The following is a 24,972-nucleotide window of genomic DNA, read 5'->3' on the forward strand; positions in this document are numbered from 1 at the left end:
GATGTATTTTATCGATGTGCAGGGGACGCTGATCGAGGATAACACCAAGCAGCCCGTTCGGGGTGCCGTCGCTTTTATCGACCGCCTCAACACCGAAGGGACCCCGTACATGGTCATCACCAACAGTACGAAAAATCCCAGTGACGAGTTTTTGGGATACCTGAACGCAATCGGACTGGCGATACCCCCCGAGAAATATCTCGATCCCCTGATGATGCTTGAAAGCCGTATCGGCAAAAGTGAAAAAATCGCGGCATACGGTTCGGAGCCGTTTCTGAACGTCGTCCGCGCGATGGGGTACATGCTCGATTACCGCTGTCCCGATGCCGTCCTCATCGCGATCAAAGAGGATTTCACCGCCGAAGAATACGCGCAGATGATCGAATTCCTTCTCGCGGGCGCGCGTCTCATCGGCATGCACGAGACTTCGCTCTACGTCAAAAACCACAAACGCTATCCGGGGGTGGGGGCAATCCTGAAAATGCTCGAATTTGCGACTTCCGTCCCTTATGCCGTCGTCGGGAAACCGAGCGGGCCGTTTTTTGACGAAGCGCTGCGGCGTTTGCGCCTGCAGCACCCGGGAGCACGGTATGCTGACGTCACGATCATCAGCGACGACGTCAAAGGAGATCTGGTAGGCGCGCAGAAGCTGGGGATGAAAGGGGTGTTCGTTCTCAGCGGAAAAATCCGTAACGCCGATGAAATATTGCCCTCGCTCGACCCCGCCGAACGTCCGAGTGCCGTCTATTCTGATATGCAGGAAGTATTGGAGAAACTATGAATACACTCGAAGAATGCAGAGCGCGGATCGACGAGATCGATAACGCCGTCGTCGAATTGCTGAACCGGCGGATGGAAGTCGTCCGCCGGGTCGGGGAGATCAAGCATGAAAGCAATACGGCGATTTACCGTCCGGAGAGGGAAAAAGCGATTATCGACCGTCTCACCCTCATGAGCGAGGAATCGGGAGGATTGCTCAACCGTCAGGCCATTGAAGCGGTCTTTTTGGAAATTTTTGCCGTTTCGCGCAATCTCGAACTTCCCGAACGGATCGCCTATCTGGGGCCGGAGGGGAGTTTTACCCATCAGGCCGCGGAGTCGCGTTTCGGGGCGATGAGCGATTACCTCTCGCTCGGATCGATCGATGCGGTATTCAAAACGCTCGAAGCGAAACGGGCGAAATTCGGCGTCGTCCCGATCGAAAACAGCCGTGACGGCGTTGTCGGGGAGACCCTCGATCTTCTGGGAAAAAGCACGGTGAAAATCGTAGCCGAACTCTACATGCCGATCCATATGGCGTTTGCCACGAAAGCCGAAAAGATTCACCATATCAAGCGGATCTATTCGAAAGACAAAGGGTTCGGGCAATGCCGTGAATTCCTGCTTGAACACGGTTTGGATACGGTGGAACACATTCCCGTCGAATCGACCGCCAAAGCGGCGATCCTCGCTTCCAAAGATCCCGAAGCGGCGGCGATATGTTCGCATATCGCGGCGAAGCTCTACCGCGTTCCGACGTTGTTTGAGAACATCGAAGACACGCATAACAACGCCACCCGGTTTTTTATCCTCAGCGATTTTAAAAACGGTATCAGCGGTGAAGACAAAACCTCGATTCTCGTACGGCTCAAGGATGCCCAACGGGCGGGGGCGTTGGTCCATTTTCTCGAGGATTTCAACAACGCCCAAATCAACCTGAGCAAGATCGAAAGCCGTCCTTCGCGCGACAACGACGGTTTCGGGTATTGGTTTTTCATCGATTTTTTCGGACATATCGATGAACCGCGCATTCAGGAAGTAATCCAAAATCATGCAGACGAAGTAACGTGGCTGGGAAGCTACGTCAAGGGAGAATTATGACTTTTAACACGACATTGGACAGTATCAAAACCTATGAAGCGGGAAAACCGATCGAACTGGTAGTGCGCGAATACGGAATCGCCCCCGACCAGATCGTGAAGCTTGCCAGCAACGAGAACCCTTTTGGGTGTTCGCCGAAAGTCAAGGAGGCGGTCCGTGCGATCATCGACAACATGGCCCTCTATCCGGACGATTCGATGCTCAAACTCAAAACCGCCCTGGCGGCCAAATACGGCATCGATCCCAAAGAACTCGTCATTGGTGCTGGGAGTGACCAGGTAATCGAATTCGCGATCCACGCCAAAGCGCATCCGGGAGCGAAAGTTCTGATGAACAGCGTCACGTTCGCGATGTACGAAATTTACGCCAAACAGGTGGGGGCCCAGATCGTCCGGACCGCTTCGCGTGTTCACGATATGGATGAATTCTACGCCCTCTATACCGAGCACAAGCCGCAGATCATTTTTCTGTGTACCCCCAACAATCCGACCGGGGACGCGATCGATGCGGACGCCATGCTCTCGTTTATTGAAAAAATCGACAGCGATACGCTCGTGATCGTCGACGGCGCCTACATGGAATACGCCCGTTTCAAAAACCCCGCCAAAGCGGTCGAACCGCGCGATCTCATCGCACGTTTCGATAACGTGCTGTTTCTGGGGACCTTTTCCAAAGCCTACGGATTGGGCGGAATGCGCGTCGGATACGGGATCTCACGTGCCCCCATCATCGAAGCGCTTTACAAAGTACGCCCTCCGTTTAACATCACGACCCTCTCGCTGGAAGCCGCGTCGGTGGCCCTCGAAGACGAAGCGTTCGTGACCGAATGCATCGCCGACAACTTCCGCCAAATGAAGCGGTACGAAGCCTTTGCGGCGGAGAAGGGGATCGATATCATCGAAAGTTATACGAATTTCGTCACTTTATCCCTGCCTGAAGAAAAAAATTCGTCGAAAATTGCGCAAGAACTGTTAAAAAAGGGTATGATTGTACGTGATTTAAGCAGTTACGGTTTGAACGCAATCCGCGTTACCGTCGGTACCGCTGCACAGAACGACCGATTTTTTGAACTCACGAATTCTTTGCTATAAAGTAGACACAGGTAAAAATGGATTTTAAGGCCCTTTTCTCGCAACTCGTTGTTTTTTTCGGAAAGCTTAACCGTACCCAGAAGACCATCATCGGGGCGGCGGTAGCGGGGATTATCGCTTTTTTGGTTTTTCTGGTCGTGTACACTTCCGGCGGAACCAAGGAGAGTGAAGACGGCTATCAGGTTCTTTTTGACCAGCTTTCGCCGCAAGATGCCGCGAAAGTAATCGAACAGCTCGAAAAAGACCAGATTCCCTACCGAGTCCCGCGCGAGAACGTGATCGAAGTCCCCAAAGAGGTCGTGTACAAAGAGCGGATCGCGATCGCTTCCCAGGGGATTCCCAAAGAAGGGCATGTCGGATTCGAACTGTTCGACAAACAGGAGTTCGGGGCGACCAGTTTTGACCAAGAGGTTAAATTCCGCCGGGCGCTGGAAGGGGAACTGGCCCGCTCCATCGATTCGCTCGCGCCGGTCGAAAAATCGAGCGTGAGCCTCGCCCTGCCCAAAGAGACGCTCTTCGTTTCCGAAGAGGTTCCCCCTTCGGCATCGGTTATGGTTCAGCTCTATCCCGACCGCAAACTGACACCCAAACAGATTACGGGGATCAAAAAACTCGTCGCGTCGGCCGTACCGAAACTCAAACCCGAAAACGTCGCCCTCATCAACTCCGAAGGCGAAACGCTCGGTGATGACGAAGCGGCGGCGCAGATGGGCGAACTTTCCCAAATGCAGCAGCAGTACAAAACCAAGGAAGAGAAAAAACAGGAAGAAAAAATCATCAACGTTCTCGCCCCTTTCATCGGCGGCAAAGACCGTGTCGTCGCCAAAGTGACGATCGAGTATGATTTTTCCGAACAAAGTTCCACTTCCGAGACGTTTGATCCCGAAAACGTCGTCCGCAGCGAGCAGACCCTTGAAGAAAAACGTGAAGGCCCCGCACCCGCGCAGGTCGGCGGAGTTCCGGGCGCGGTGAGCAATATCGGCCCCGCAGAAGGGCTTGGCAACACGACGACGGGCGAAAAATACGAAAAAACGCAGGGGACGACGAATTACGAGATCTCCAAGACCGTCTCGACCAAAAAAATGGAATTCGCCCGCATCAAGCGGATGACGGCCGCGGTCGTCGTCGACGGAAAATACGAGCCCAAAAAAGACGCCAACGGAGAAGCGACGGACGAAATCGAATACATTGGACTCGACGAGACGCAGCTGCAGGCGATCGATGCGCTGGTCAAACAGTCGATCGGCATCGATGAACAGCGCGGCGACCAGGTGACGGTCCGAAATTTCGAGTTCCAGGCTTCGAAAGACGGGATGCGGCCCAAAGATACGGCATCGAAGACGTCCGAGTTCATCGAAACGTATCTCAAACCGTTCTTCCCGGTCTTCAAATATCTGCTCGTTGCGTTGATCCTCTACATCGCGTATCGTCAGATCATCATTCCGTTCGCCGAGCGGATGCTCGAATTCAGCCGTGAAGAAGAAGAGTTCGAGAAACCGAATCTCGAAATCAGTGACGACGAGGATGAAGATTTGGCGGAAAAAGTGCAGCAGATGCGAAAAAAAGTGGAGAATCAGCTCGGTATCGGCGAAAACTTCAACGAGGACGAACTCAAATACGACGTTCTTCTCGAAAAAGTTCGCGAAGTCGCCGAAGAGCATCCGGATGAACTGGCCTCTTTGATCCAGGCACTGATCGAAGAGGAATCGGCACCTGAGGGTGCCATGCACAAGCGATAGGAGGGACCATGACGCTCACACCGCAACAACAGGCCCATTTCGACGAAATGTCGATGGCGGAAAAAGTGGCCGTATTACTGGTACAGCTGGGCGAAGACGTGACCGCCACCGTTTTTTCTCGGATGAGCGTCGAAGCGATCACCGAGGTCTCAAAGTACATTGCCAACAATCGTTCGATCGAAAAAAATCTCGGCGCCGCCGTTCTCGAAGAGTTTTACGCCATCATCCAGTCCAACCAGTATCTCAATACCGGGGGTCTGGATTACGCCCGCGAAATTCTCTACAAGGCCCTGGGGCCGGATGAAGCGAAAAAAGTTCTCGAACGTCTCTCGAAATCGATGCAGAACATTCAGAATTTCTCGTATCTCGCGAAAATCAAACCGCAACAGCTGGCCGACTTCATCATGACCGAGCATCCGCAGACGATCGCCCTGATCCTCGCGCACATGGACGCTTCGGCGGCGGCGGAAACGCTTTACATCTTCCCCGACGACCTTCGGGCGGAAGTGGCGATGCGGATGGCGAAACTGGGCGATATCTCCCCCTCGATCATCAAGCGGGTCAGCGCCGTACTGGAGAGCAAACTCGAAGCGCTGGCGAGCTACAAAGTCGAGGTGGGGGGACCGCGTGCCGTCGCGGACGTCTTCAACCGCCTTGGGGCGAAAGCATCCAAAGCGACCCTGTCGCAGATCGAACAGCTCGATCAGGAACTCGCCGCGTCGATCAAGGAGATGATGTTTACCTTCGAAGATATCGTCGATCTCGACGGCGCAAGCGTTCGCGAGATCCTCAAATCGGTCGACAAAAACGATCTTATGCTCGCGCTCAAGAGTTCCGCCGACGAGCTCAAGGAGAAATTTTACGCGAACATGTCGCAGCGGGCCAAAGACGCGTTTGTCGAAGAGATGCAGTTTCTGGGGGCGGTCAAGGTCAAAGAGGTCGAGGCCGCGCAGCGTAAAGTCGTCGAAGTGGTCCAGAACCTGGCCGAGCAGGGTGTCTTGCAGCTGGGTGAATCCGAAGAGATGGTGGAGTAGTCTGAATGGATGTCGTTATACCCAACGATCGTACCGGCGCCCATACGATCAGCAAATACCAGTTTAAAATCCTTTCGTCGCTTTCGGGGTCCAGCGTCGGTGAAGCGAGCGAAGAGATCGCCCGCTCAGCGGGGGAAACGCCTTCGGCCCTTCCGCCGCAGACGGGGATCATGCACCCTTCGAACAAGGACGATCTGATCGAGTCGCTTCTCAAAAAAGCCGACGAAATGAGTTCCAACGTCATCAAAATGCAGATGCGCCTCGAAGCGATGCAAGAAGAGCACGCGCAGGCGCTCGAAGAGGCTAAAAAAACGGCTTACGAAGAGGGGGTGGCCGCGGGAATCGAACAGGAAAAATCCCAAAACCTCCAACGGCAGGAACATTCGCACGATCAGCTGGGCGTTTCGGTGAAAACGCTTGAAAACGCCGCCAAAGAGTTTGTCACCGCGCTCGATGCGATCCAAAAAGAACTGACCCACACCGCGCTTGACATCGCCAAAGAGGTGATCGGGATCGAAACGCACGAGAACAGCGCGAAAATCGCCGCCAAACTCTCGGCCGATCTGATCGAAGACCTCAAAGACGCATCGAAGATTACCTTGCGGGTCAATCCGATCGATCACGGGTTTATTTCCGAGAAGGTGGGGTCGCTTTCTCACGTGGAAGTACTATCCGACCGGGCGATCAGCCCCGGGGGCGTCGTTGCGATCAGCGACGTCGGGAACATCGATTCGGAGATCAAAAAGCGTTACGAAAGGCTTAAACGATCCGTCTTGCTTGAATCGTAAAGCCTTTTTCGAACCGATTCTCCTATAATGGACTAATTTCACCGATTTTCAGGATTTATCATTGCCTATGGACATTAAAAATTTTACGCTACAAGAACTGGCCGAACTTTCCCAGAAAATCCGTGAACGGATTTTAGACGTGGTCAGTTCGAACGGGGGGCATCTGAGCTCGACGCTCGGGGCAACCGAGATTATCGTCGCGATGCACAGGGTTTTCGACGCGGACAAAGACCCGTTTATCTTCGACGTGTCGCACCAGTCGTATGCCCACAAGCTGCTGACGGGGCGGTGGGAAGCATTTTCGACGCTTCGCCAGTTCGGAGGGCTCAGCGGGTATACGAAACCCTCTGAATCACCGTTGGACTATTTCGTGGCGGGGCACAGCTCGACATCGATTTCGCTGGGGGTCGGAGCGGCCAAGGCGATCGCCCTCAAAAACGAGCAGTCCAGCCGCATCCCGGTGGTCCTCATCGGGGACGGGGCAATGTCGGCGGGGATGGTTTACGAAGCGCTGAACGAACTTGGAGACCGGAAATACCCGATGGTAATCATCCTCAACGACAATGAGATGAGTATCGCCAAGCCGATCGGGGCCCTTAGCCGGATGCTCAGTTCCGCGATGGCCAGCCCCTTTTACCAGCGGTTCAAGCGCAAAACCGAGCAGTTCGTCGACAACTTCGGGGAAGGGGCCCACTACCTCGCCAAGCGATTTGAAGAGTCGTTCAAACTGATCACGCCGGGCATCATGTTCGAGGAGATGGGGATCGAGTACATCGGTCCCATCGACGGCCACGACCTCAAATCGTTGATCGAGACGTTCGAGACGGCCAAATCGATGGGCAAGCCGGTTCTCGTCCATGTCCAGACGATCAAAGGCAAAGGATACGAAATCGCGGAGGGAAAACACGAAAAATGGCACGGCGTTTCCCCCTTCGACCTTAAAAGCGGTACCGCCAGCGCGAAAAGCGCCGCCAAAAGTGCGACCCAGATTTACACCGAAGCGTTGATGGCGGCGGCCGATGCCAATCCGAAAATCGTCGGGGTCACTGCAGCGATGCCCAGCGGTACGGGAATGAGCGAACTGATCGAAAAGTACCCTGAGCGTTTCTGGGACGTGGCGATCGCCGAACAGCATGCGGTGACCTCCATGGCTTCGCTCGCCAAAGAGGGTTTCAAGCCTTTTTGCACCATCTACTCGACGTTTTTGCAGCGCGGATTCGACCAGGTCGTTCACGATGTCTGCCTGATGGACCTTCCGGTCGTTTTCGCTATGGACCGTGCCGGGATCGTCGGGGAAGACGGCGAGACGCACCAGGGGGCGTTCGATATCAGCTTTTTGCGGCTGATCCCCAACATGACCCTCTGCGCTCCCAGAGATGAACGTTCGTTTCATCAGGTGGTCGAGTACGCGGCGGCGTACGAACGCCCGTGCGCCATCCGTTATCCGCGCGGGGCTTTTTTCGCAGCGGATCTTCCCGAATCGGAGCCTTTTGAAACGGGGAAAGCACAGCTGTTGATCGAGAACGATTCGGACGTCCTTCTGATCGGGTACGGCAACGGTGTCGGACGCGCGGCGCAGACGATGGAGTACCTGGACGAAAAACCTTCACTCCTCGATTTGCGGTTTGTGAAACCGCTGGATACCCCGATGCTGCGCAAGATGGCCCGAAAACACAAACGGTGGTACGTCTTCAGCGATTCGGTCCGCATGGGCGGAGTCGGGAGCGCACTGCTCGAGTGGCTGTCCGAAGAGAAAATAGCGGATGTTGCGGTCGTGAGTTTCGAATACGACGACGCATTTATCAAACACGGTAACACCCGCCTCGTCGAAGAATCGCTTGGATTGCTCCCCGAACAGCTGGCCCGCCGCGTCAGCGAAGCATAATCACTCCCGCGATCCGTCCGGTCCGCCGCGCATCCGCGCGGTACGAAAAGTAGGTATCGCATCGGCACGCCGTACACTCCGCAAGCACTTCAACCGCTTCGGCGTTCACTCCCGCCGTTTCGAGTTGCCGCAGCAATATCGCGTTGACGTCCAAAAAGACCTTTTCACCTTCTCGGCGCAGTGCACCCTGATAACCCAGCGTCGTCACTTCCGACGCGATGGCAGGGTTGATTTCATAGCAGCACCCCCCGATCGAGGGTCCCATGCTGATCCGAATGTTTTCGGCGCGGGTGCCGTAGGCCTCTCCCATTGCGGCGATCGTTTTGGGGAGGATCGCCTTGAGCGCCCCTTCGCGTCCGGCGTGTACGGCTCCGATGGCGTGAGTGTGCGGATCGTGGAGTAAAATCGGGGTACAGTCGGCGCTCATCACCATGAGAGGCAGGCAGGAACGGTCGGTGATGAGCGCGTCGCATTCGGGAGGAGTATCGAACCCGAACGTCTCGTCGACCGCGACCACGTGGTCCGAATGGATCTGACGCATGTGAACGAGGCGGGAACGCTCATACCCCAGGTGCTGCGAGAGAAGGTCATGGTTTTGCGTGACCCGGAGCGGATCGTCACCGACGTGAAACGCCAGATTGGCGCTCTCGTAGGGGGCAGAGGAGACGCCTCCGCTGCGGGTGGTGAAACAGGCCAGAACAGCCGAAGAGTGCGAAAGGGCGGAAGGTAGGGTTTTCATGCAAACGAGTATAACCCGATTTACTTTTAGGTGGGATTAATCAAATTTTGATTATTCTTCCATTCCACTTTTTTACGTCGGGGCGTAGCGCAGTTTGGCTAGCGCACTACCTTGGGGTGGTAGAGGTCGCCTGTTCGAGTCAGGTCGCTCCGACCATTTTTCCTCTCTTTTAGCATTCTCCCACTATACTATCCGAAATCTATTTTCAAACCCGATTTTTATGCGTATTGTTTCGCAGGTTATCCAAAGGACTTTGAGTGCAAAGACAGATGAGATCGGTTCGGCTGGACGGGACGGACGTCGAGGCCAAACGCCGTGAACTCAGAGATTATTTTTACCAGAGCTACCAGCTGTTCGAATCGCTGTTCGAGTTATTCGCTTCGGACGAGGTGTTTTACCGCCAGTCCGAGCCGACGCGTCATCCGATGATTTTCTATTTCGGCCATACTGCGGTGTTTTACGTTAACAAACTCGTCGCGGCGGGGGTGTTGAGCGAACGGATAAACCCCCGCTTCGAATCGCTTTTCGCCGTCGGTGTCGATGAAATGGTGTGGGACGAAGCGAGCGAGCGGTTCGCGTGGCCGGAGGTGTCGGAGGTGCGGGAGTATCGTAAGCGGGTCAAAGCGTTGGTCGAGGAGATGATCCTGACGCTGCCTATGCAATTGCCCATCACCCAAAACGATCCGTTCTGGGCGATCTGGATGGGGATTGAACACGAGCGGATCCATATCGAAACCTCCAGCGTTCTACACCGTCAGCTGCCGATTGAGCTGATCAAACCCCATGAAAACTTTTACCGTTGCACGAAAAGCGGCGCCGCGCCTGAGAATGGCCTTGTCCCCATACAAGGCGGGGATATCGTGCTGGGAAAAGGGGAAGCCGATTGGGGACTCTACGGATGGGACAACGAATACGGGGCGCGGTCTTGTGCCGTCGAAAGTTTTGAAGCGTCGAAGTACCTCGTCAGCAACGGCGAGTTTTTGCCGTTTGTACTGGACGGGGGATACGGCGACCTTCGCTGGTGGGATGAGGAGGGGCAAAAGTTTTTGCGCATCCGTAAAGCCGAGTGCCCGCCGTTTTGGATTCCGCAGGGGGATGGGACGTATCGGCTCCGGACGCTCTGCGAGGAGATAGCGTTTCCGGCGAACTGGCCGGTGGAGGTCAATGCCCTCGAAGCGCAGGCGTTTTGCCGGTGGAAAAGCGCGCGGGATGCTAAAGTTTACCGTTTGCCCGGTGAGGCGGAATGGTACCGGATGGTGCAGGTGTGCGGCATGGAGTCGCAGGTTTACGACGATGTGCGGGCCAATCTCAATTTTGCCCACTTCGCGTCATCGGTTCCGGTCGATACGTTTGCGCAGGGTCCGCTGTATGATGTCGTGGGGAACGTATGGCAATGGACGCAGACGCCGATCGAGGGATTCGAGGGGTTTGAAACCCATCCGTGGTATGACGATTTTTCCACGCCGACGTTTGATGGCAAACACAACCTGATAAAAGGGGGATCGTGGGCTTCGACGGGCAATGAGATCGTCGCCGCTTCCCGCTATGCGTTCCGTCGACATTTTTACCAGCATGCGGGTTTTCGGTACGTATGCGGAGGCCGCGTGGAAGAGAGGGAACACGCAGCGCTCATCGAGGACCCCGAAATCGTGGCGTTGTGCGAAGCGGGGTACGCGCAAGGGGACGGTTTCGCCGTTGCCGCCGGCGAGGCGATCGCGCCGTTCGCCGATGCGGGAAGCGTGCTGGAACTGGGGTGCAAAGCGGGGCGGTTGAGTCTCGAGCTTTCCCGCTATTTCGGGAACGTCGTCGGAGTCGACCGTTCCGCCCGCTTTATTGCGCCGGGGGTAGAGTTGTTGCGGGAAGGATCGATACGCTATCGCAGCGGGACGTCGATCCGAGAGATCGCGCTTGAAACGCTGGCTCTTCCTTCCGCTACGAAAAAGGTCGAGTTTTATCAGGCGGATATGCGCAATCTCAAACCCCACCTGCGGGGGTATGCATGCATCATCATCAATGCGGTTTACGAGCCGCTCGCCGATATCGAAGCGATTGCCCGTTCTTTGCTCCCGAGACTCACGGCAGGCGGGGCGGTGATCGCCCTCACCGATACCCCCGTGCGAAGCGATGCGCGCGGCTTTGACTATGTCCGCGGTACAGAGACGGTGCGGGGGTACGTGAACGTATGGAACTAGACCCCTACAACGTCTTCATCGACCGCAGCGGCACGAACGCCGAAAAATACACCCTTCGGGCCTCTTTGTTCGGTACCGAAGAGGTACGGCCGATGTGGGTGGCCGACATGGACATCGCGACACCCGAATGTGTCCTCGAAGCGATCAGGGAACGGCTTGCCCACCCGGTGATGGGATACGAGATTATGAGCGATGCGGCGTACGATGCCCAGATCGGATGGTTTGAACGTCGCCATGCGTTCACGATGGAGCGCGAATGGCTCAGCTACTCCCCCTCGGTCGTCGCGTCGATCGGGTGTGCGATCCGCGCGCTCAGCGGGGAAGGAGACGAAGTGATCGTGATGGACCCCGTCTATCCCCCTTTTTACACGATGGTCAAACACAATCGCCGAACCCTGATCGTCCATCCCCTCCGCCCGGACGAGACGGGGGTATACCGCTTTGACCTTGATCGTCTCGCCTCGCAGGTCACCCCCAAAACGAAGATGCTGTTGCTGTGCTCGCCGCACAATCCGCTTGGGCGGGTTTGGTCGCGGGAGGAACTCGAAACGCTCGGTGCGTTTTGTCTTGAACGCGGGATCCGGATCGTCAGCGATGAGATACACTGCGATCTCGTCTACTCCCTCAACCGCCATATTCCCACTGCGTCCCTTTCGCCTGCGCTGCGTGAGAATACCGTGATGCTCATCGGACCGGGGAAGACGTTCAACATGGCGGGATTTTCGATTTCGACCGTCTGCATCCCCTCACATGAGCTGCGTGCGCTCTACGATGCAGAGCGTAAACGTCTGCACTGGGGAGAGGGGGCTTTGTTGTCCCACGTTGCCTTCGAAGCCGCTTATGCGCGGGGGGAGAGGTGGTATGCGGGGTTGATGGATCACCTGAATGCCAACGCCGAGGCGATCGTCACCTGGGCGTCATCCCGCCCGACGATAAGCGTCGGCAAGCCCGAAGCGACTTACCTCGCCTGGCTTGATTGCCGCGCTTTGGGAATGGGGGACGGCGAATTGCGGGAATTTTTCGTCCGCGAAGCCAGACTGGGGCTGAGCCCCGGACTGGGATTCGGCAAAGAGGGGAGCGGGTTTATGCGGCTCAATTTCGCCGTCCCCAGAGGCGTTTTGGACGAAGCGCTCGAAAGTATGGGAAGGGCGATCGATGGAACGCGCTAAAATCGATGCTTTTGTCGCCGAACATCATCTCCTCTCGCTCGCGACGTCGGGAGAGAGACTGTGGTGCTGCTCGGCGTTTTACGCGTATGATGCGGCGGGGGCTTCGTTCATTATCGCATCGGACGAAGCGACCGAACACATCGCGAATGTCTTGCGCAACCCCTCGGTGACGGGAACGGTGGCGCTGGAAACCAAAACGGTGGGAAAGATACGGGGGATACAATTTGCCGGGCGGATGGCTCGGGCGTCCGACGAGGAGGCCCGCCGTCTTTATTTCGGGAGGTTCCCGTACGCACGGGCGATGAATCCGACGCTGTGGCGGATCGAGCTCGATGAGGTTAAAATGACCGACAATACCCTCGGCTTCGGGAAAAAACTCACTTGGAAGCGTTCTGTTTCGGAGTGAAGTAGATACACTGTGCTCCGCTGGAGCTCAGGACGACCTGCGAGGGGATCATTCTCGATTTGAAACCGTAGGCTTTGCAGCCGTGCGGCTGGTGCGCTTCCCACGTCACGAAATAATAGGCGCAGCGGTGACAGTTGATCTTTTGCATGATTGGAAGTTTACCGTATAATTAGAAACTTTTTAAAGGAACGCTATGAATAAATTACTCTGCATGCTGGAACTGCAACAACGCCTCAACGACTCGACCAACGGCAAAGGATGGGAAAAAGGGGTAACGAAAGACGGAAAACGGATCAACTGGCGCCGTTGCGTCTATATGGAGTGTGCCGAGATGATCGATTCGTTCGGATGGAAACACTGGAAAAGCATCGCACAGCCCACCGATTACGCCAACCTGCAGATCGAGATCGTCGACGTATGGCATTTTATTATGAGCCTTGTCCTGGAGGACGGCATTTACCGGGAGGGGGAAACTTTTGCCCAGATGGCGGAATGGATGTCCGAAACTGTAGGATATACCGAACTTTGCAAGGCGCGAGAAGGGGAATTCGATTCGGACGAAGCATTGATGCTCAAAATCGAGATTCTGATGCGCCATGCCCTGCAGCCTGCGATCGACGGCGATCTGGAGAAAATGAGCGACGATTTTTTCAGGCTCGCGGCGATGGGAGGGCTCAACCTCGATACCCTCTATCGTCTTTACGTCGGGAAAAACATCCTCAACCAGTTCCGTCAGGACCACGGATACAAAGAGGGGCATTACGTCAAGGTCTGGAACGGCGAAGAGGACAACAGCGTGATGAAACGCTCGTGGGAAGCCCATCCGGATATGACCCCGGATGAACTGTATGCGGCGCTCAAAGCCGTTTATCCGGCCTGATTACCGCGTTTCTTTATTTCCGGTAGATTTCCGGAAATTCCCCTTTCCACCGTTTGTGACACCAGAACCAGAATTTGGGATGCGCGCGGATGATCCGCTCAAGCGTCGTCACGAGTTCCTGCGTTGCTCCTACAAGCGCCTGCGGATCTTCACCCGTTACTTCAATCGGATCTTCAAACCGGATCGTGTAGTGTTCATCGTCTTCGGTCAGGATATAGAGCGGGACGATCGGCGCTTCGTATTTGGACGAGAGGCTTGCCGGCGTCGAGGAGTGGTAGGTGCTGTGTCCGAAAAAATCGACGGCAACGCCGTGGCGTGCATTGCTGGCCTGGTCGATCATCAGTGAGACGCATCCGCCGCTTTTGAGCGTTCGGGCGAGGTGTTTGAGCGCCCCTTCTTTTTCGATCATCTCCATGCCGTGGCGGGTACGGGCTTCGAGCAGATAGGGGTTGAACTCGGGACGGTCGAAACTTTTGTAGATGGAAGTGGTGGGGACAATGAGCTTGGAAAGGGCGGTTGCCCCCAGTTCCCAGTTGCCGAAATGGGCGGAGATGAAGATGATCGGACGTCCCCCGGCGAGCAGGGCATCTACCGCTTCGCGGTTTTCGAAACGGACCGCTTTGCGAAAATCTTCGATCCGGTTGCGGCGGTTTTCCATCACCTGCAGAAAGTTCAAAAGGAGGTTCCGGTAGCAGTAGCGTTCGATGTGGAGGGTTTCTTGTTCGGAAAGTGTCCCGCCGAAGGCAAAGGCGAGGTTTTGGGAAATGACCCGGTTCCGCGAAGGTGCCAGCCGATGGGCCAGCCATGCCAGAAAAAGGAAAAAAGCTTTGCGCCATGACCCCGGCAGCGCCATCAGCAAACGCTCCAGCATTAAGAAAAGGCGAAAACGGGTCATAGCAGTTCCTTGGCTTTTTGTACGATAAGGTCAGGGTCGATTTCGCGAATCGAGAAATCGTTGCGATCGATTTTGAGGATATCGACGGTCGAGGACGACTGGATCGCGACGTTCAACGACGTCGGGTAGATCATCCGTTCGTTGGTCGGCCCGAACAGCGTGATCGAAGCCCGGTTCATCGCCCAGGCCATGTGGGTCGGACCGGTATCGTTGCCGATCGTCAGGTCGCATTTCCCGATAAAACCGACCAGTTCTCTGAGTGACATTTTCGGGGCGACGAAGGCATTGGGGGCATGGAGGGCGATCCATTCGGCATCCTTCCGCTCGGCTTCGCTTCCCCAGATGAGGTGGCAGGTCGTCCCCTCCAGTCCCGAGCATACCTGCGAAAAGAGCTCTTTGGGATAGCATTTGCTGGGCCACGAAGCGCCGATGACGCAGGCGACGGCGGGGCGATCCGAAGGAGAAAGGATGCCCTCCGGTTCCGACGGGAAGAGGGGGGCTTTGTCCCGGATCAGTGTTTCGGCATAGGGGATGTCGAGCGCTTCGGTGACGACCCGGACGTTTCGGCGGACGACGTTTTCGTCGTAGGGGATGGCCGAAGCGGTGTCGTAAAACCATGCCGCCGCCGATTCCCTCGCGCTGCGGCGGTCGAAGCCGTGGACCGGCCCTTTGAGGAGCGAAGCGACGAGGGCCGATTTCATCAGCCCCTGGGCGTCGATGATGCGGTCGTAGGGCGCGCGCCCTTTGAGCCCTCGGAGCGTACGCATCAACAAACCGAAATCCCGGCTCTTTTTGATCCGTTTGATCGGGACGGGGACCGTTTCGTGGAGGAGAGGATGCCCCTCCAGCAGCGGCGCAAACGCCTCTTCGACAAACCAGTCGATCAGGGCGTCGGGATAGCGTGCCTTGATGATCTGCAATACGACGGCGGTATTGACGATATCGCCCAGGGCGCTCAGCCGGACGATCGCGATTTTGGGACGGGGACTCTTCATAAGCGTAACTATAGCGCAACTAAGCTACAATCCCCCTCAATAATCACCCGCCAAAAGGAGAAAGGGATGGTCGTACAGGATATACAGCAATACGCGGAAGTCCGCCCGAAAGCACGAGCCTATTTTTGCTATCTGTTTCACAAAAACCTCCCTAACCACCTCCCCTCGGTATCGGTCGAAGCGGTTACGGCCCGACTGCTGAAAATCCGGGGCGATCTCAAAGGGCTAGAGGCGGCCTATCTCCTCGACGCCAAGGGAAACCAGGTGGGGCCGACCTATCTGAAAGAGGGGAAAAAAGAAGAGGACGCGGGTACGAGTCGTTCGACGCGGGCGTACTATTACCGGGCGATGCACGAGCGGCGCTGCACGATCACCGACCCTTACCCGTCGCTGCTCAACGACGAACTGACGGTAACCGCTTCCCAGCCGATTTTCGACGAATACGGCGAAATCGTCTACGTCGCGTGTCTGGATATGCCGCTGGCCGAAGTGCTGCGGATCGCCCACCCCCTTGCGGCGGAGACCTATGCGGGCAAGTTTTTCCGGATCGTATACGCGATGTTCTCGGTGGCACTCACTTTCGTCGCGCTGCTGCTGTTCGTCAAAGGGATCGAGAGTTTCCTCTCGTACGGTTTGGGGCATTACGAACGGATCGAGATCAAGGACATCTTTGAAGCGACGATTCTTCTGACGTTGTCGCTCGCGACGTTCGATCTGGTCAAAACGATTTTTGAAGAAGAGGTGCTCGGGCGACCCAAACACGATCCTGCGTCGGATATCCACAAAACGATGGTCCGCTTCCTGGGCTCCATCATCATCGCGCTTTCCATCGAGGCGCTGATGCTCGTATTCAAATTCGCGATGACGGCGCCGGAGATGCTGGTCAACGCGATTTACATCATCGGCGGGGTGTCGATGCTGTTGATCGGACTGGCGGTCTATATCCGCTTTACCCATCAAAAGGAGAGAATGTGATTGCGATCGTCGATTACAACATGGGGAACCTCGCGAGCGTCAAAAACGCGTTTGACTTGCTGGGTGAACGGGTCGTCGTCGAATCGGACCCCGAAAAACTCTCATCGTACGACAAAGTGATTTTGCCGGGGGTCGGGGCGTTTGCCGACGCGATGGAACACCTCAGAACCCGGGGGATGGATGAGGCGGTCAGGGAATACGCCCGCAGCGGCAAGCATTTGCTGGGGATCTGCCTGGGAATGCAGCTGTTGTTCGATTCGAGCGAAGAGTTCGGGATTAACGAAGGACTCGGCCTCATTCGGGGACGGGTCGTCGCGTTCGATACGAGCCGTTTTCACACCCCCCTGAAAGTTCCCCACATGGGATGGAACCGGATGTTCACGAAACCCCATGCGCTGTTTGAAGGTCTGGACGAAGCCCATTACCTCTATTTCGTCCACTCCTACCACGCCCTGTGCGAAAACGATGCCGACAGCATCGGCGAGAGCGTCTACGGCTACCGTTTTACAAGCGCCGTTGCGCACGAGAACGTCATGGGGATCCAGCCCCATCCGGAGAAAAGCCACCGGAACGGACTGAACATTCTCAAAAACTTTATCAACCTCTGACAAGGATAGACCAGCATGACTATTTTTCCCGCGATCGACCTCAAAGACGGCAAAGCCGTCCGCCTCACGAAAGGGGCGATGGAGAGCGCCAAAATTTATTCGGATACCCCATGGGAACTCGTCAAAACGTTCGAAGAGATGGGCGCCGAATGGGTTCACCTCGTCGATCTCAACGGCGCGTTTGCCGGAGAGCCCAAAAACCTCGAACAGATCCGCCTGATCCGTGAAAACTGCAACGTCAAACTCGAACTCGGCGGAGGCATCCGTGACGAAGCGACGATCAAACGCTATCTGGAACTGGGGATCGACCGGCTCATTTTGGGCTCTATCGCCGTGAAGGACCCCGATTTCGTCAAAGCGATGGCCGCGAAATATCCCATCGCCGTCGGGATCGATGCAATCGACGGATATGTCGCCGTCGAAGGGTGGGGCGAAGTGAGTTCCATGAAAGCGACCGATCTGGCCCGCGCGTTTGCGGATGCTGGGGTCGAAGCGATCATCTGCACCGATGTCGGGCGCGACGGTACACTTTCGGGCGTAAATGTCGATTTTACCCTTGAGATTGCCCGGGCGTCGGGAGTCGTGACGATCGCAAGCGGCGGCGTCCGCGACGAATCGGACATCGAAGCGCTCCGCGCGACGGGCGAAATCGAAGGGGTGATTGTCGGAAAAGCGTTTTATGAGGGTACAATCGATCTCAAACGCTTTTTTTAAACTTCCCGCAAAGATGGATGCGTTATCATTGGGTATTAAATCCGCAAAAATTTTGAATCGACAAAAGGACGTACATTGAAATTATTGGTAGTAGATGACAGTTCGACAATGCGCCGTATTATTAAAAACACCCTTTCACGGCTCGGGTACGAGGACGTGTTGGAAGGTGAAGACGGCGTGCAGGGATGGAATGCGTTGAATGAAAATCCCGACATGGGGATGCTGATCACGGACTGGAATATGCCCGAAATGAACGGCCTTGAGCTGGTCAAAAAAGTGCGTGCCGATGCCCGTTTCACGGATCTGCCGATCATCATGGTCACGACGGAGGGGGGAAAAGCGGAAGTTATTACCGCCCTCAAGGCCGGGGTGAACAACTACATCGTCAAACCGTTCACCCCGCAGGTCCTGAAAGAGAAGCTTGCCGCCGTTCTCGGTACTGAGGGTTGATGCAAGATTTCTATTACATGCTGGTGGTCAAACCATCATCTCATCTTGAACTCTTCAGCGATTTCCTGGTCGATCTCCTTCCCGTCGGTTTCGAAGAGACCGAGGAAGGATTCATTGTCCGCAGCGAAGAAAACCTCGAAACGGTCAGCTGGGGGATCGAACAATTTGCCGAAGCGCTTCAACGGGCGACCGGCGAGGTCGTCGACGTGGAACTTACCCTCACAAAAGAAAAAAACGACGACTGGATTGCCCGTTACCAAGAAGCGGTAACCCCGGTCGAAATCGAACCGTTCTACATCCATCCCACGTGGGAAGAACCCAAAGAGGGGATGCTCAACATTGCCATCGATCCGGCCCTCGCCTTCGGGACGGGGCACCATCCCACAACCGCATCGTGCCTGCGCGCCGTCGCCAAATACGTTCGTGCGGGAGACACCGTTATGGACGTCGGATGCGGCAGCGGGATACTGGCGATGGCGGCGCTTCGCAAAGGGGGCGTTGTGGATGCGTGCGATACCGATCCGCTATCGGTCGAAAACGCGGTTGCCAATGCTGCCCAAAACGGCCTCGAATACCGCCGTATCTGGGAAGGCCCCGTGCAGGAAAGTTCCGAACGTTACAACGTGATTATCGCGAACATCGTCGCGGATGTCCTTGTCTTCATCGCGTCGGACCTGAAAAAACGGTTAGAAGAGGGGGGTGTTCTGATCCTCTCAGGCATTATGGATAAATATGAAGATAAAGTGCTGCGCGCTTACAAGGCGATGGAGCTGACCGAGCGCATCGTCGAGAACGAATGGGTAACCCTCGTGATGACCCAAAAAGGAAATGGATAATTATGAGCCAAAACGAGTCGAATCCGAACCCGGACAAAAACGGCAACTTTTTCAACAAAAATCCGCTGATCACGTTTGCCATCTTTTCGATCGTCATCATCATGCTCTTCAAAGCATTTATCGGCGACGAGAATGAGTTGGCGGGAAAAATTTCGGGTCAGAACGTTACGCGGACGCAGGAGATCAGTTACGCCGACCTCAAACGTCTGATCGAAAACAAAGAGGTAGAAAAGGTATCGATCGGCCAGACCTACATCCGCGCCATCGGCAGCGACGGTAACGGTAAAGTCGCCTATACGACGCGCCTCGTTGGGAACGATCCGGCCCTGATCGCGCTCCTGGACAAACAGGGGATCAATTACAACGGTTTCTCGGAGAGCAACTGGTTTACCGAAATGTTCGGATGGCTCTTTCCGTTTCTGATCATCATCGCGATCTGGATGTTTTTCGCGGGGCGGATGCAACGGAACATGGGCGGAGGGATTCTCGGAATGGGGACCTCCAAGCGTCTCATCAACTCCGAAAAGCCCAAAACCAAGTTCGACGACGTGGCCGGTGCGCAGGAAGCGAAGGAAGAGGTACTCGAGATCGTCGATTTTCTCCGTTATCCGGACCGTTACGTCGAGTTGGGGGCCAAGATCCCCAAAGGGGTACTCCTGGTAGGAAGCCCAGGTACGGGTAAAACGCTGCTTGCCAAAGCGGTGGCCGGGGAGGCGGACGTTCCGTTTTTCTCCGTTTCGGGTTCCAGCTTCATCGAAATGTTCGTCGGGGTCGGTGCCGCACGGGTGCGCGATCTGTTCGAACAGGCCAAAAAAGATGCTCCGTCGATCATTTTCATCGACGAGATCGACGCCATCGGTAAAAGTCGCGCCGCAGGCGGCATGATGGGCGGAAACGACGAACGCGAGCAAACGCTCAACCAGCTGCTCGCGGAGATGGACGGTTTCGGCACCGATACGCCGATCATCATCCTCGCTGCGACCAACCGTCCCGAGATTCTCGATCCCGCGTTGCTCCGTCCGGGGCGCTTCGATCGCCAGGTTCTCGTAGACAAGCCCGACTTCCAGGGACGGATCGATATCCTGAACGTCCACGTCAAAGGGATCAAAAAAGACCTCGACGTGGACATCGAAGAGATCGCGCGTCTCACCGCCGGACTCGCGGGGGCCGATTTGGCGAACATCGTCAACGAAGCGGCGCTCCTCGCCGGACGAAAGAACCAGAAAACCGTTACTCAGGCCGATCTGCGCGAAGCGGTAGAGCGGGCCATCGCCGGTCTTTCGAAAAAAAGCCGCCGTATCGATGAAAAAGAGAAAAAGATCGTTGCGTACCACGAAAGCGGTCATGCACTGCTGGCCGAGACGACGAAGGGAGCCAAAAAAGTTTCCAAAGTCTCGATCGTCCCGCGCGGTCTGGCGGCTTTGGGCTACACGCTCAACACCCCCGAAGAGAACAAATACCTGATGCAACGCCACGAATTGTGGGCCGAAGTGGACGTATTGCTGGGCGGCCGGGCGGCCGAAGAGGTCTTTATCGGGGAAATCAGTACCGGCGCGGCGAACGACCTCGAACGGACTACCGATATTATCAAAGCGATGGTACAGATGTACGGTATGAGCGACGTCGCCGGGCTAATGGTCCTTGAAAAACAGCGTAGCAGTTTTCTCGGCGGCGGGATGACACAGTCCCGCGAATACAGCGATAAAATGGCCGAAGAGATGGATGCGTTCATCAAGCATTCACTGGCGGAACGTTACAATGCGGTCAAGGCCCGGTTGGAAGAATACCGCGGCGCAATCGAAAAAATCGTCGAGCTGCTCTACGAAAAAGAGAACATCACCGGAGACCAGGTGCGTGAAATCATCGAGGCATTCGAAATCGAAAACGGCATCGAGACCAAACTCGAACCGCGTAAAGAACACATGGGCGAAACGACGATTTCCGAATAACCATTACGAAAGAAGGGGCACTGCATGAATATTCAAAACGATACTTTTATCCTCTCCAAACGCGGCTGGCTCATCGCCGCCGTTGCGGGTGCGCTCTTTCTCTTTTTTACGATGACGGGGCTCCATCTGTTCCAGTTTATTTTCGGCGCATTGCTGATTGCACTGCTGGCGATTTTCCGCAATCCCGAACGCAATACGGCGGCGTATGAACCCGATGCGATCATCAGCAGTGTCGACGGGGTGGTTCTGTCGGTTGAAGAGGTGAACGTAGAGGAGCAGAAAATGTTCAAAATGACGGTTCTCAATTCCCTTTGGGACGTATCCATTCTGCGGTCTCCGTTCGATGCGACGGTAGAGGGGTACAAGATTCGCCGCGGCGCATCGTTGCCGCTGTACAATCCTCTGGCCGAAACCCTGAACGAAAAAGCGGTGTTGTCGTTTCGTTCTTCCAAAGGGAATGAAATCTACGTCGAACACGTCAGCGAACAGAACTGTTTTCCCATCGGCATCGACGCCGAGGTGAGCCAGAAACTCAAAGAAGGAGCCCGTTACGGCTTCCTGGCCAAAGGTCGCAGCGTAATCTACCTTCCCGAAAACGTCCGCCTCTCGGTCAATGCCGGGAACAGCCTCCGCGCGGGTGAAAGCGTCATCGGCTATTTCGCCGCCGCCTGAGCCAACCTGGTGTAAGGCCGGCACATGATCCGCAAAGACCCCCCGCCACCGATCGCCTATCTTCTCCCCAACTTTTTTACCGCCGCATCGATTTTTACCGGTTTTTATGCGATCGCCCTGGCGCTAGAGGGATCGTTTTCCGCTTCGGCATGGTTTGTTTTCCTCGCGCTCATTTTTGACGGGCTCGACGGCCGCGTCGCGCGAATGACCAATACGGCCAGCCATTTCGGCGTGGAGTTCGATTCGCTGGCAGACATTGTCGCGTTCGGTGTCGCCCCGGCGTTTTTGATGTACCTGTATGTAGGGGAAGAGTACGGGCGGATCGGGTTTGTGGCCAGTGCGTTGTTCATCATTTTCGGAGCGGTCCGGCTGGCGCGGTTTAACGTAACGACCTCACGGATCGAGCCGAGTGTTTTCATCGGCCTCCCCATTCCGACGGCGGCGATCATGATCGCGATTGCCGTATTGCTGCTCGAACGCTACGGCGAATACGTCGAGCTGAAATTTCTGATGCTGCCGCTGGGCATCGTGCTTTCCGTACTGATGGTAAGCAACATCCGGTATCCGAGCTTCAAAAAAATCAACTTCAAATCGTTCCATTTCCTCCGTTTTCTCGTCGGAGTGATCGTCGTCGCAATGGGGATTTTCGTTTATCCCATCGAGGGGATGGCGCTTGTCGCCGCCTTGTACCTTGTTTACGGCCCCTTAAGGGCCTCGTTTTACCTTATCCGCCGGTTTCTTCACAAAGCATGATATTTATGCGGCTCGTTCGCTAATTTGTCGGTATCGATCGCGAAATCGAAATAGCGCGAGACGAATCCGTTGTTCCCCAACCGGCTGAGCTGTCCCGCCCCGGCGGCATTGTTCTGTGCCTGAAGGTAAAGCAACCCAAGCGCGTAACGGGTTTCGGCAAAGGCGGGATTGGTTAGTTTGGAGAGTTCGAGGAGCGCAATCGCATTTTCGTAGTGTTCGGCTCCGATCGAGGCGCATGCGCCCAGGAAGAGGGTCTGGCCGTCTTTGATTTTGTGGGTATCGACGAGCTGATTGTAGAGCGCATAGGATTCTTCAAACTGCCGGTTGAACAGGTATGCCTGCGCCAGCGCGCCGGTGATGTCGACGGTATTGCCCCCCGTTGTCTGCAGTTGGCGTTTGAGCCGTTCGATCATCGGGGTGAGCTGACCCGTCATGACGCTCATCGTAACGGCCCGGTCACGGGTGATCTGGGGCCCGTAATAGAGGTCGTCGTAGCGGAAGTTTTTGGTTTTAAGATAGTTGATCGTCGACGAGGCGAAGGCTTTGGGCTTTTGCCGTTTGAAATGGGCGTCGATGTAGAGCAGATGCGGCAGCATGTCCGAAGGTTGCATTTTAACCAGTCTTTCGGAGGCTTTCCGTGCTTCTTCGTCATCCCCGTTTTCGAGGGCGATGAGGGTTTTTAGGCCGATGTAGAACGGACGTTCCCTGTAACGGTTGTCGAGCCATTTCGATGCTCCGGGGAAATTGTTCTGGGCGATTTCGAGAACGGTCCGGTAGAGCTCGAATTCCTCGCTCGCAGGTTCTTTCGAGAGGTTCTCTTTGAGGATGGAGGAGAGTTTGGCGTTGTGCCGGCCGATAAGATCGGAACTCATGAGGGCAAAGATCCCCGAGAGATAGTTGTCGGCATCGAGATGATAGGAACGGAGAAAATGGTCGTATGCCTTGGCGAAATCGCCCATTTGCGCGTAAGTCAGCCCGAGATTGTAATGGAGGATCGAGTGTTTCGGATTGTTTTTGAGCAGGGCATTGAACTGCACGTTGGCGTCACGGATCTGAAAATCGAGCGCTTTTTGGATGGCGAGGGCGATGCCGTGGTCAATGATTGAGAGGCGTGTGCTGTTCTCCAGATAGGATTTCGCCCCCTCCATGTTGTCGACGTAGATGCTGGCGTTCCCTTTTTGAATGTAATTGACGGCCTGCGAGGCATTGAAGATCTTGTAGGGCGCAAAATAAAAAACCGTCTGGAAGTTTTTGGATTTCGCGCCGTGTTTCTGACTCCGGTAGATGTTTTGCGCCGCATCGGGCTCGAACAGCGAGGGTTTGAGAAAGACTCGAATGGGATAAGGCGTATAGACCTGGTCGGGATAGGCCTGGGTCGTTTTGCGGATCAGACCGGCCGCCTCTTCCTGCAACCCCATTTTCAGGTTGACAAAGGCCAGCGCGAGGCTTTCTTGTACCGGTTCGGGGTTTTGCATCATCGCGTCGGAGAGATATTTTTTTGCGTTGCGAAGGTCTCCGGTGTTGGCATAAAGAAGACCCAGAGAAAACGAATCCTCCTCCTGCAGCGGATTTTCGAGTGCCTGGATGGCATCGGGATAATTGCCGTAAAGGGCGCTGATTTTCGCGCGCAGTTTGTTCTGGGTCGTGAGGTACTCTTCGGATGTGGGGTGCTTGAGGGCGCTGAGCGCCTCGGGATAATGCCCTTTGTAATAATGGATCAGGGTATAGTAATACGAATACAGCGGTGAATTGGTCTCCTGGGGCAGATAGGCCAGCGCCAGGTCGATGTAATAGTTGAAATCTTTTTCCCGTTTGAGATGAAGCGAACAAACCGCGGCATTGATCGCGCTGACGCATCGGTTTTCGCTGCTGGCGATGGAGCGTTTGAAGTTGTCGAGCGCCTGGGCGTATTTCCCCTCTTTAAGCTGGATCACCCCCAGGTTATACTGGGAGATCGCTTCGGAGTAGAGGGCGATTTTCTGGTAGAGCTTGAGGGCTTCGGCCGTTTCCCCGTTGGCGTAGAGGGTATTGGCCTTGTCGATCATTTTTTCGAGTTCGCTGGGTTCGATGATCTCTTCTTTCGGGGTTGCGTGCGTTTCGTTGAGGGCGGGTATGCCCGAAGCGGCCGGGGCTTCGTGCGAAGAAAAGAGAATGTATCCGCCGCCTCCGGCGAGGGCCAGGAGCAAAGCGGCGGCGGCACCGATGACGATCCGTTTCTTTTTACGGGCGGCGGATTCGTCGGATGCCTCACCGGGTTTGGGTTCGTTCGGGGAACCTTCGTTCGGGGTCTCCCCCTCTTCGATGATGATAATCTCTTCTTGGTTATCGGCCATACGGTCTCT

24 protein-coding genes and 1 tRNA gene are annotated in these 24,972 nt (G+C 55.5%); 20 read left to right on the plus strand and 5 right to left on the minus strand.

Going from position 1 to position 24,972, the window contains the following annotated elements:
• Window position 1 precedes the first annotated feature (1 nt).
• The 7 genes from AB1763_06040 to dxs all read left to right on the plus strand — a co-directional run bounded on the left by AB1763_06040 (window position 2) and on the right by dxs (window position 8,397).
• A complete protein-coding gene (locus AB1763_06040; protein MEW5832379.1) occupies window positions 2–781 on the plus strand; it encodes an HAD-IIA family hydrolase in 780 nt (259 codons plus the stop codon).
• Window positions 778–1,860 (plus strand): prephenate dehydratase, encoded by a 1,083-nt coding sequence (pheA, locus tag AB1763_06045; GenBank protein ID MEW5832380.1) that lies wholly within the window; start codon window positions 778–780, stop codon window positions 1,858–1,860. The genes AB1763_06040 and pheA overlap by 4 nt, the downstream gene beginning before the upstream one ends.
• The gene (gene hisC, locus AB1763_06050; protein MEW5832381.1) at window positions 1,857–2,951 is read left to right on the plus strand and encodes a histidinol-phosphate transaminase; all 1,095 of its coding nucleotides are present in this window, start codon (window positions 1,857–1,859) and stop codon (window positions 2,949–2,951) included. Before pheA ends, hisC begins: the two co-directional genes overlap by 4 nt.
• A 17-nt stretch (window positions 2,952–2,968) precedes the next feature.
• Window positions 2,969–4,690 carry a flagellar basal-body MS-ring/collar protein FliF gene (gene fliF / locus AB1763_06055; GenBank protein ID MEW5832382.1) on the plus strand — a complete coding sequence of 574 codons (1,722 nt, stop codon included), beginning with the start codon at window positions 2,969–2,971 and terminating at the stop codon, window positions 4,688–4,690.
• An 8-nt stretch (window positions 4,691–4,698) separates the two neighbouring features.
• Window positions 4,699–5,724: a flagellar motor switch protein FliG gene (gene fliG, locus AB1763_06060; protein MEW5832383.1), complete on the plus strand. Its 1,026-nt coding sequence runs from the start codon at window positions 4,699–4,701 to the stop codon at window positions 5,722–5,724.
• Window positions 5,725–5,729: 5 nt separating this feature from the next.
• Window positions 5,730–6,512, plus strand: coding sequence for a flagellar assembly protein FliH (gene fliH / locus AB1763_06065; protein ID MEW5832384.1), 783 nt, complete (start codon window positions 5,730–5,732; stop codon window positions 6,510–6,512).
• Between the two features lie 67 nt (window positions 6,513–6,579).
• On the plus strand, window positions 6,580–8,397 hold the full coding sequence (gene dxs / locus AB1763_06070; GenBank protein ID MEW5832385.1) for a 1-deoxy-D-xylulose-5-phosphate synthase: 1,818 nt from the start codon (window positions 6,580–6,582) through the stop codon (window positions 8,395–8,397).
• On the opposite strand, the gene pgeF is transcribed toward dxs, so the two are convergent.
• Window positions 8,384–9,136, minus strand: a complete 753-nt coding sequence (gene pgeF, locus AB1763_06075; protein MEW5832386.1) for a peptidoglycan editing factor PgeF — start codon at window positions 9,134–9,136, stop codon at window positions 8,384–8,386. The two genes, dxs and pgeF, sit on opposite strands and share 14 nt — an antisense overlap.
• 78 nt (window positions 9,137–9,214) lie before the next feature.
• Here pgeF and AB1763_06080 point away from each other — a divergent pair.
• From AB1763_06080 to AB1763_06095, 4 genes are all read left to right on the plus strand, one after another.
• Window positions 9,215–9,292, plus strand: a tRNA-Pro gene (locus AB1763_06080).
• A 101-nt stretch (window positions 9,293–9,393) separates the two neighbouring features.
• Window positions 9,394–11,328: a 5-histidylcysteine sulfoxide synthase gene (ovoA, locus tag AB1763_06085; GenBank protein ID MEW5832387.1), complete on the plus strand. Its 1,935-nt coding sequence runs from the start codon at window positions 9,394–9,396 to the stop codon at window positions 11,326–11,328.
• Window positions 11,319–12,497, plus strand: a complete 1,179-nt coding sequence (locus AB1763_06090; protein ID MEW5832388.1) for a PatB family C-S lyase — start codon at window positions 11,319–11,321, stop codon at window positions 12,495–12,497. Before ovoA ends, AB1763_06090 begins: the two co-directional genes overlap by 10 nt.
• Complete coding sequence (locus AB1763_06095) at window positions 12,484–12,903, plus strand: pyridoxamine 5'-phosphate oxidase family protein (protein MEW5832389.1); 420 nt, start codon at window positions 12,484–12,486, stop codon at window positions 12,901–12,903. Before AB1763_06090 ends, AB1763_06095 begins: the two co-directional genes overlap by 14 nt.
• Here AB1763_06095 and AB1763_06100 read toward each other — a convergent pair.
• Window positions 12,875–13,051 carry a uracil-DNA glycosylase gene (locus AB1763_06100; protein ID MEW5832390.1) on the minus strand — a complete coding sequence of 59 codons (177 nt, stop codon included), beginning with the start codon at window positions 13,049–13,051 and terminating at the stop codon, window positions 12,875–12,877. The two genes, AB1763_06095 and AB1763_06100, sit on opposite strands and share 29 nt — an antisense overlap.
• Before the next feature lie 45 nt (window positions 13,052–13,096).
• Between AB1763_06100 and AB1763_06105 the strand changes: the two genes are divergently transcribed.
• On the plus strand, window positions 13,097–13,783 hold the full coding sequence (locus tag AB1763_06105) for a dUTP diphosphatase (GenBank protein ID MEW5832391.1): 687 nt from the start codon (window positions 13,097–13,099) through the stop codon (window positions 13,781–13,783).
• A 13-nt stretch (window positions 13,784–13,796) separates the two neighbouring features.
• Here the strand turns inward: AB1763_06105 and AB1763_06110 are convergent, their stop codons facing one another.
• Together AB1763_06110 and waaC are read right to left on the minus strand one after the other, a co-directional pair.
• Window positions 13,797–14,678, minus strand: coding sequence for a lipid A biosynthesis lauroyl acyltransferase (locus AB1763_06110; GenBank protein ID MEW5832392.1), 882 nt, complete (start codon window positions 14,676–14,678; stop codon window positions 13,797–13,799).
• Window positions 14,675–15,673 carry a lipopolysaccharide heptosyltransferase I gene (gene waaC, locus AB1763_06115; GenBank protein MEW5832393.1) on the minus strand — a complete coding sequence of 333 codons (999 nt, stop codon included), beginning with the start codon at window positions 15,671–15,673 and terminating at the stop codon, window positions 14,675–14,677. The genes AB1763_06110 and waaC overlap by 4 nt, the downstream gene beginning before the upstream one ends.
• A gap of 66 nt (window positions 15,674–15,739) precedes the next feature.
• On the opposite strand from waaC, the gene AB1763_06120 reads away from it, so the two are divergent.
• The 8 genes from AB1763_06120 (at window position 15,740) to pssA (ending at window position 22,630) form a co-directional block, all read left to right on the plus strand.
• Entirely contained in the window at window positions 15,740–16,648 is a 909-nt protein-coding gene (locus AB1763_06120) for a PDC sensor domain-containing protein (protein MEW5832394.1), read from the plus strand.
• Window positions 16,645–17,256, plus strand: coding sequence for an imidazole glycerol phosphate synthase subunit HisH (gene hisH, locus AB1763_06125; protein MEW5832395.1), 612 nt, complete (start codon window positions 16,645–16,647; stop codon window positions 17,254–17,256). Before AB1763_06120 ends, hisH begins: the two co-directional genes overlap by 4 nt.
• A gap of 15 nt (window positions 17,257–17,271) precedes the next feature.
• A complete protein-coding gene (gene hisA, locus AB1763_06130; GenBank protein MEW5832396.1) occupies window positions 17,272–17,970 on the plus strand; it encodes a 1-(5-phosphoribosyl)-5-[(5-phosphoribosylamino)methylideneamino]imidazole-4-carboxamide isomerase in 699 nt (232 codons plus the stop codon).
• Between the two features lie 75 nt (window positions 17,971–18,045).
• Entirely contained in the window at window positions 18,046–18,420 is a 375-nt protein-coding gene (locus tag AB1763_06135; protein MEW5832397.1) for a chemotaxis response regulator CheY, read from the plus strand.
• Complete coding sequence (locus AB1763_06140) at window positions 18,420–19,256, plus strand: 50S ribosomal protein L11 methyltransferase (GenBank protein ID MEW5832398.1); 837 nt, start codon at window positions 18,420–18,422, stop codon at window positions 19,254–19,256. Before AB1763_06135 ends, AB1763_06140 begins: the two co-directional genes overlap by 1 nt.
• A gap of 2 nt (window positions 19,257–19,258) precedes the next feature.
• Window positions 19,259–21,205, plus strand: a complete 1,947-nt coding sequence (gene ftsH, locus AB1763_06145) for an ATP-dependent zinc metalloprotease FtsH (protein MEW5832399.1) — start codon at window positions 19,259–19,261, stop codon at window positions 21,203–21,205.
• 24 nt (window positions 21,206–21,229) lie between these two features.
• Complete coding sequence (locus tag AB1763_06150) at window positions 21,230–21,877, plus strand: phosphatidylserine decarboxylase (GenBank protein MEW5832400.1); 648 nt, start codon at window positions 21,230–21,232, stop codon at window positions 21,875–21,877.
• Between the two features lie 24 nt (window positions 21,878–21,901).
• On the plus strand, window positions 21,902–22,630 hold the full coding sequence (gene pssA / locus AB1763_06155) for a CDP-diacylglycerol--serine O-phosphatidyltransferase (GenBank protein ID MEW5832401.1): 729 nt from the start codon (window positions 21,902–21,904) through the stop codon (window positions 22,628–22,630).
• Here pssA and AB1763_06160 read toward each other — a convergent pair.
• A complete protein-coding gene (locus tag AB1763_06160; GenBank protein ID MEW5832402.1) occupies window positions 22,618–24,963 on the minus strand; it encodes a tetratricopeptide repeat protein in 2,346 nt (781 codons plus the stop codon). The two genes, pssA and AB1763_06160, sit on opposite strands and share 13 nt — an antisense overlap.
• Window positions 24,964–24,972: the final 9 nt, after the last annotated feature.

It is taken from the genome of Campylobacterota bacterium (assembly GCA_040752835.1).
Classification (GTDB): Bacteria; Campylobacterota; Campylobacteria; order Campylobacterales; family Sulfurimonadaceae; genus Sulfuricurvum.

What these genes read in the sequence shown, in the direction of transcription:
- AB1763_06040 (MEW5832379.1), top strand. Translation starts at nt 2, where the DNA reads ATGTATTTTATCGATGTGCAGGGGACGCTGATCGAGGATAACACCAAG.
- pheA (MEW5832380.1), top strand. Translation starts at nt 778, where the DNA reads ATGAATACACTCGAAGAATGCAGAGCGCGGATCGACGAGATCGATAAC.
- hisC (MEW5832381.1), top strand. Translation starts at nt 1,857, where the DNA reads ATGACTTTTAACACGACATTGGACAGTATCAAAACCTATGAAGCGGGA.
- fliF (MEW5832382.1), top strand. Translation starts at nt 2,969, where the DNA reads ATGGATTTTAAGGCCCTTTTCTCGCAACTCGTTGTTTTTTTCGGAAAG.
- fliG (MEW5832383.1), top strand. Translation starts at nt 4,699, where the DNA reads ATGACGCTCACACCGCAACAACAGGCCCATTTCGACGAAATGTCGATG.
- fliH (MEW5832384.1), top strand. Translation starts at nt 5,730, where the DNA reads ATGGATGTCGTTATACCCAACGATCGTACCGGCGCCCATACGATCAGC.
- dxs (MEW5832385.1), top strand. Translation starts at nt 6,580, where the DNA reads ATGGACATTAAAAATTTTACGCTACAAGAACTGGCCGAACTTTCCCAG.
- pgeF (MEW5832386.1), bottom strand. Translation starts at nt 9,136, where the DNA reads ATGAAAACCCTACCTTCCGCCCTTTCGCACTCTTCGGCTGTTCTGGCC.
- AB1763_06090 (MEW5832388.1), top strand. Translation starts at nt 11,319, where the DNA reads ATGGAACTAGACCCCTACAACGTCTTCATCGACCGCAGCGGCACGAAC.
- AB1763_06095 (MEW5832389.1), top strand. Translation starts at nt 12,484, where the DNA reads ATGGAACGCGCTAAAATCGATGCTTTTGTCGCCGAACATCATCTCCTC.
- AB1763_06100 (MEW5832390.1), bottom strand. Translation starts at nt 13,051, where the DNA reads ATGCAAAAGATCAACTGTCACCGCTGCGCCTATTATTTCGTGACGTGG.
- AB1763_06105 (MEW5832391.1), top strand. Translation starts at nt 13,097, where the DNA reads ATGAATAAATTACTCTGCATGCTGGAACTGCAACAACGCCTCAACGAC.
- AB1763_06110 (MEW5832392.1), bottom strand. Translation starts at nt 14,678, where the DNA reads ATGACCCGTTTTCGCCTTTTCTTAATGCTGGAGCGTTTGCTGATGGCG.
- waaC (MEW5832393.1), bottom strand. Translation starts at nt 15,673, where the DNA reads ATGAAGAGTCCCCGTCCCAAAATCGCGATCGTCCGGCTGAGCGCCCTG.
- AB1763_06120 (MEW5832394.1), top strand. Translation starts at nt 15,740, where the DNA reads ATGGTCGTACAGGATATACAGCAATACGCGGAAGTCCGCCCGAAAGCA.
- hisA (MEW5832396.1), top strand. Translation starts at nt 17,272, where the DNA reads ATGACTATTTTTCCCGCGATCGACCTCAAAGACGGCAAAGCCGTCCGC.
- AB1763_06140 (MEW5832398.1), top strand. Translation starts at nt 18,420, where the DNA reads ATGCAAGATTTCTATTACATGCTGGTGGTCAAACCATCATCTCATCTT.
- ftsH (MEW5832399.1), top strand. Translation starts at nt 19,259, where the DNA reads ATGAGCCAAAACGAGTCGAATCCGAACCCGGACAAAAACGGCAACTTT.
- AB1763_06150 (MEW5832400.1), top strand. Translation starts at nt 21,230, where the DNA reads ATGAATATTCAAAACGATACTTTTATCCTCTCCAAACGCGGCTGGCTC.
- pssA (MEW5832401.1), top strand. Translation starts at nt 21,902, where the DNA reads ATGATCCGCAAAGACCCCCCGCCACCGATCGCCTATCTTCTCCCCAAC.
- AB1763_06160 (MEW5832402.1), bottom strand. Translation starts at nt 24,963, where the DNA reads ATGGCCGATAACCAAGAAGAGATTATCATCATCGAAGAGGGGGAGACC.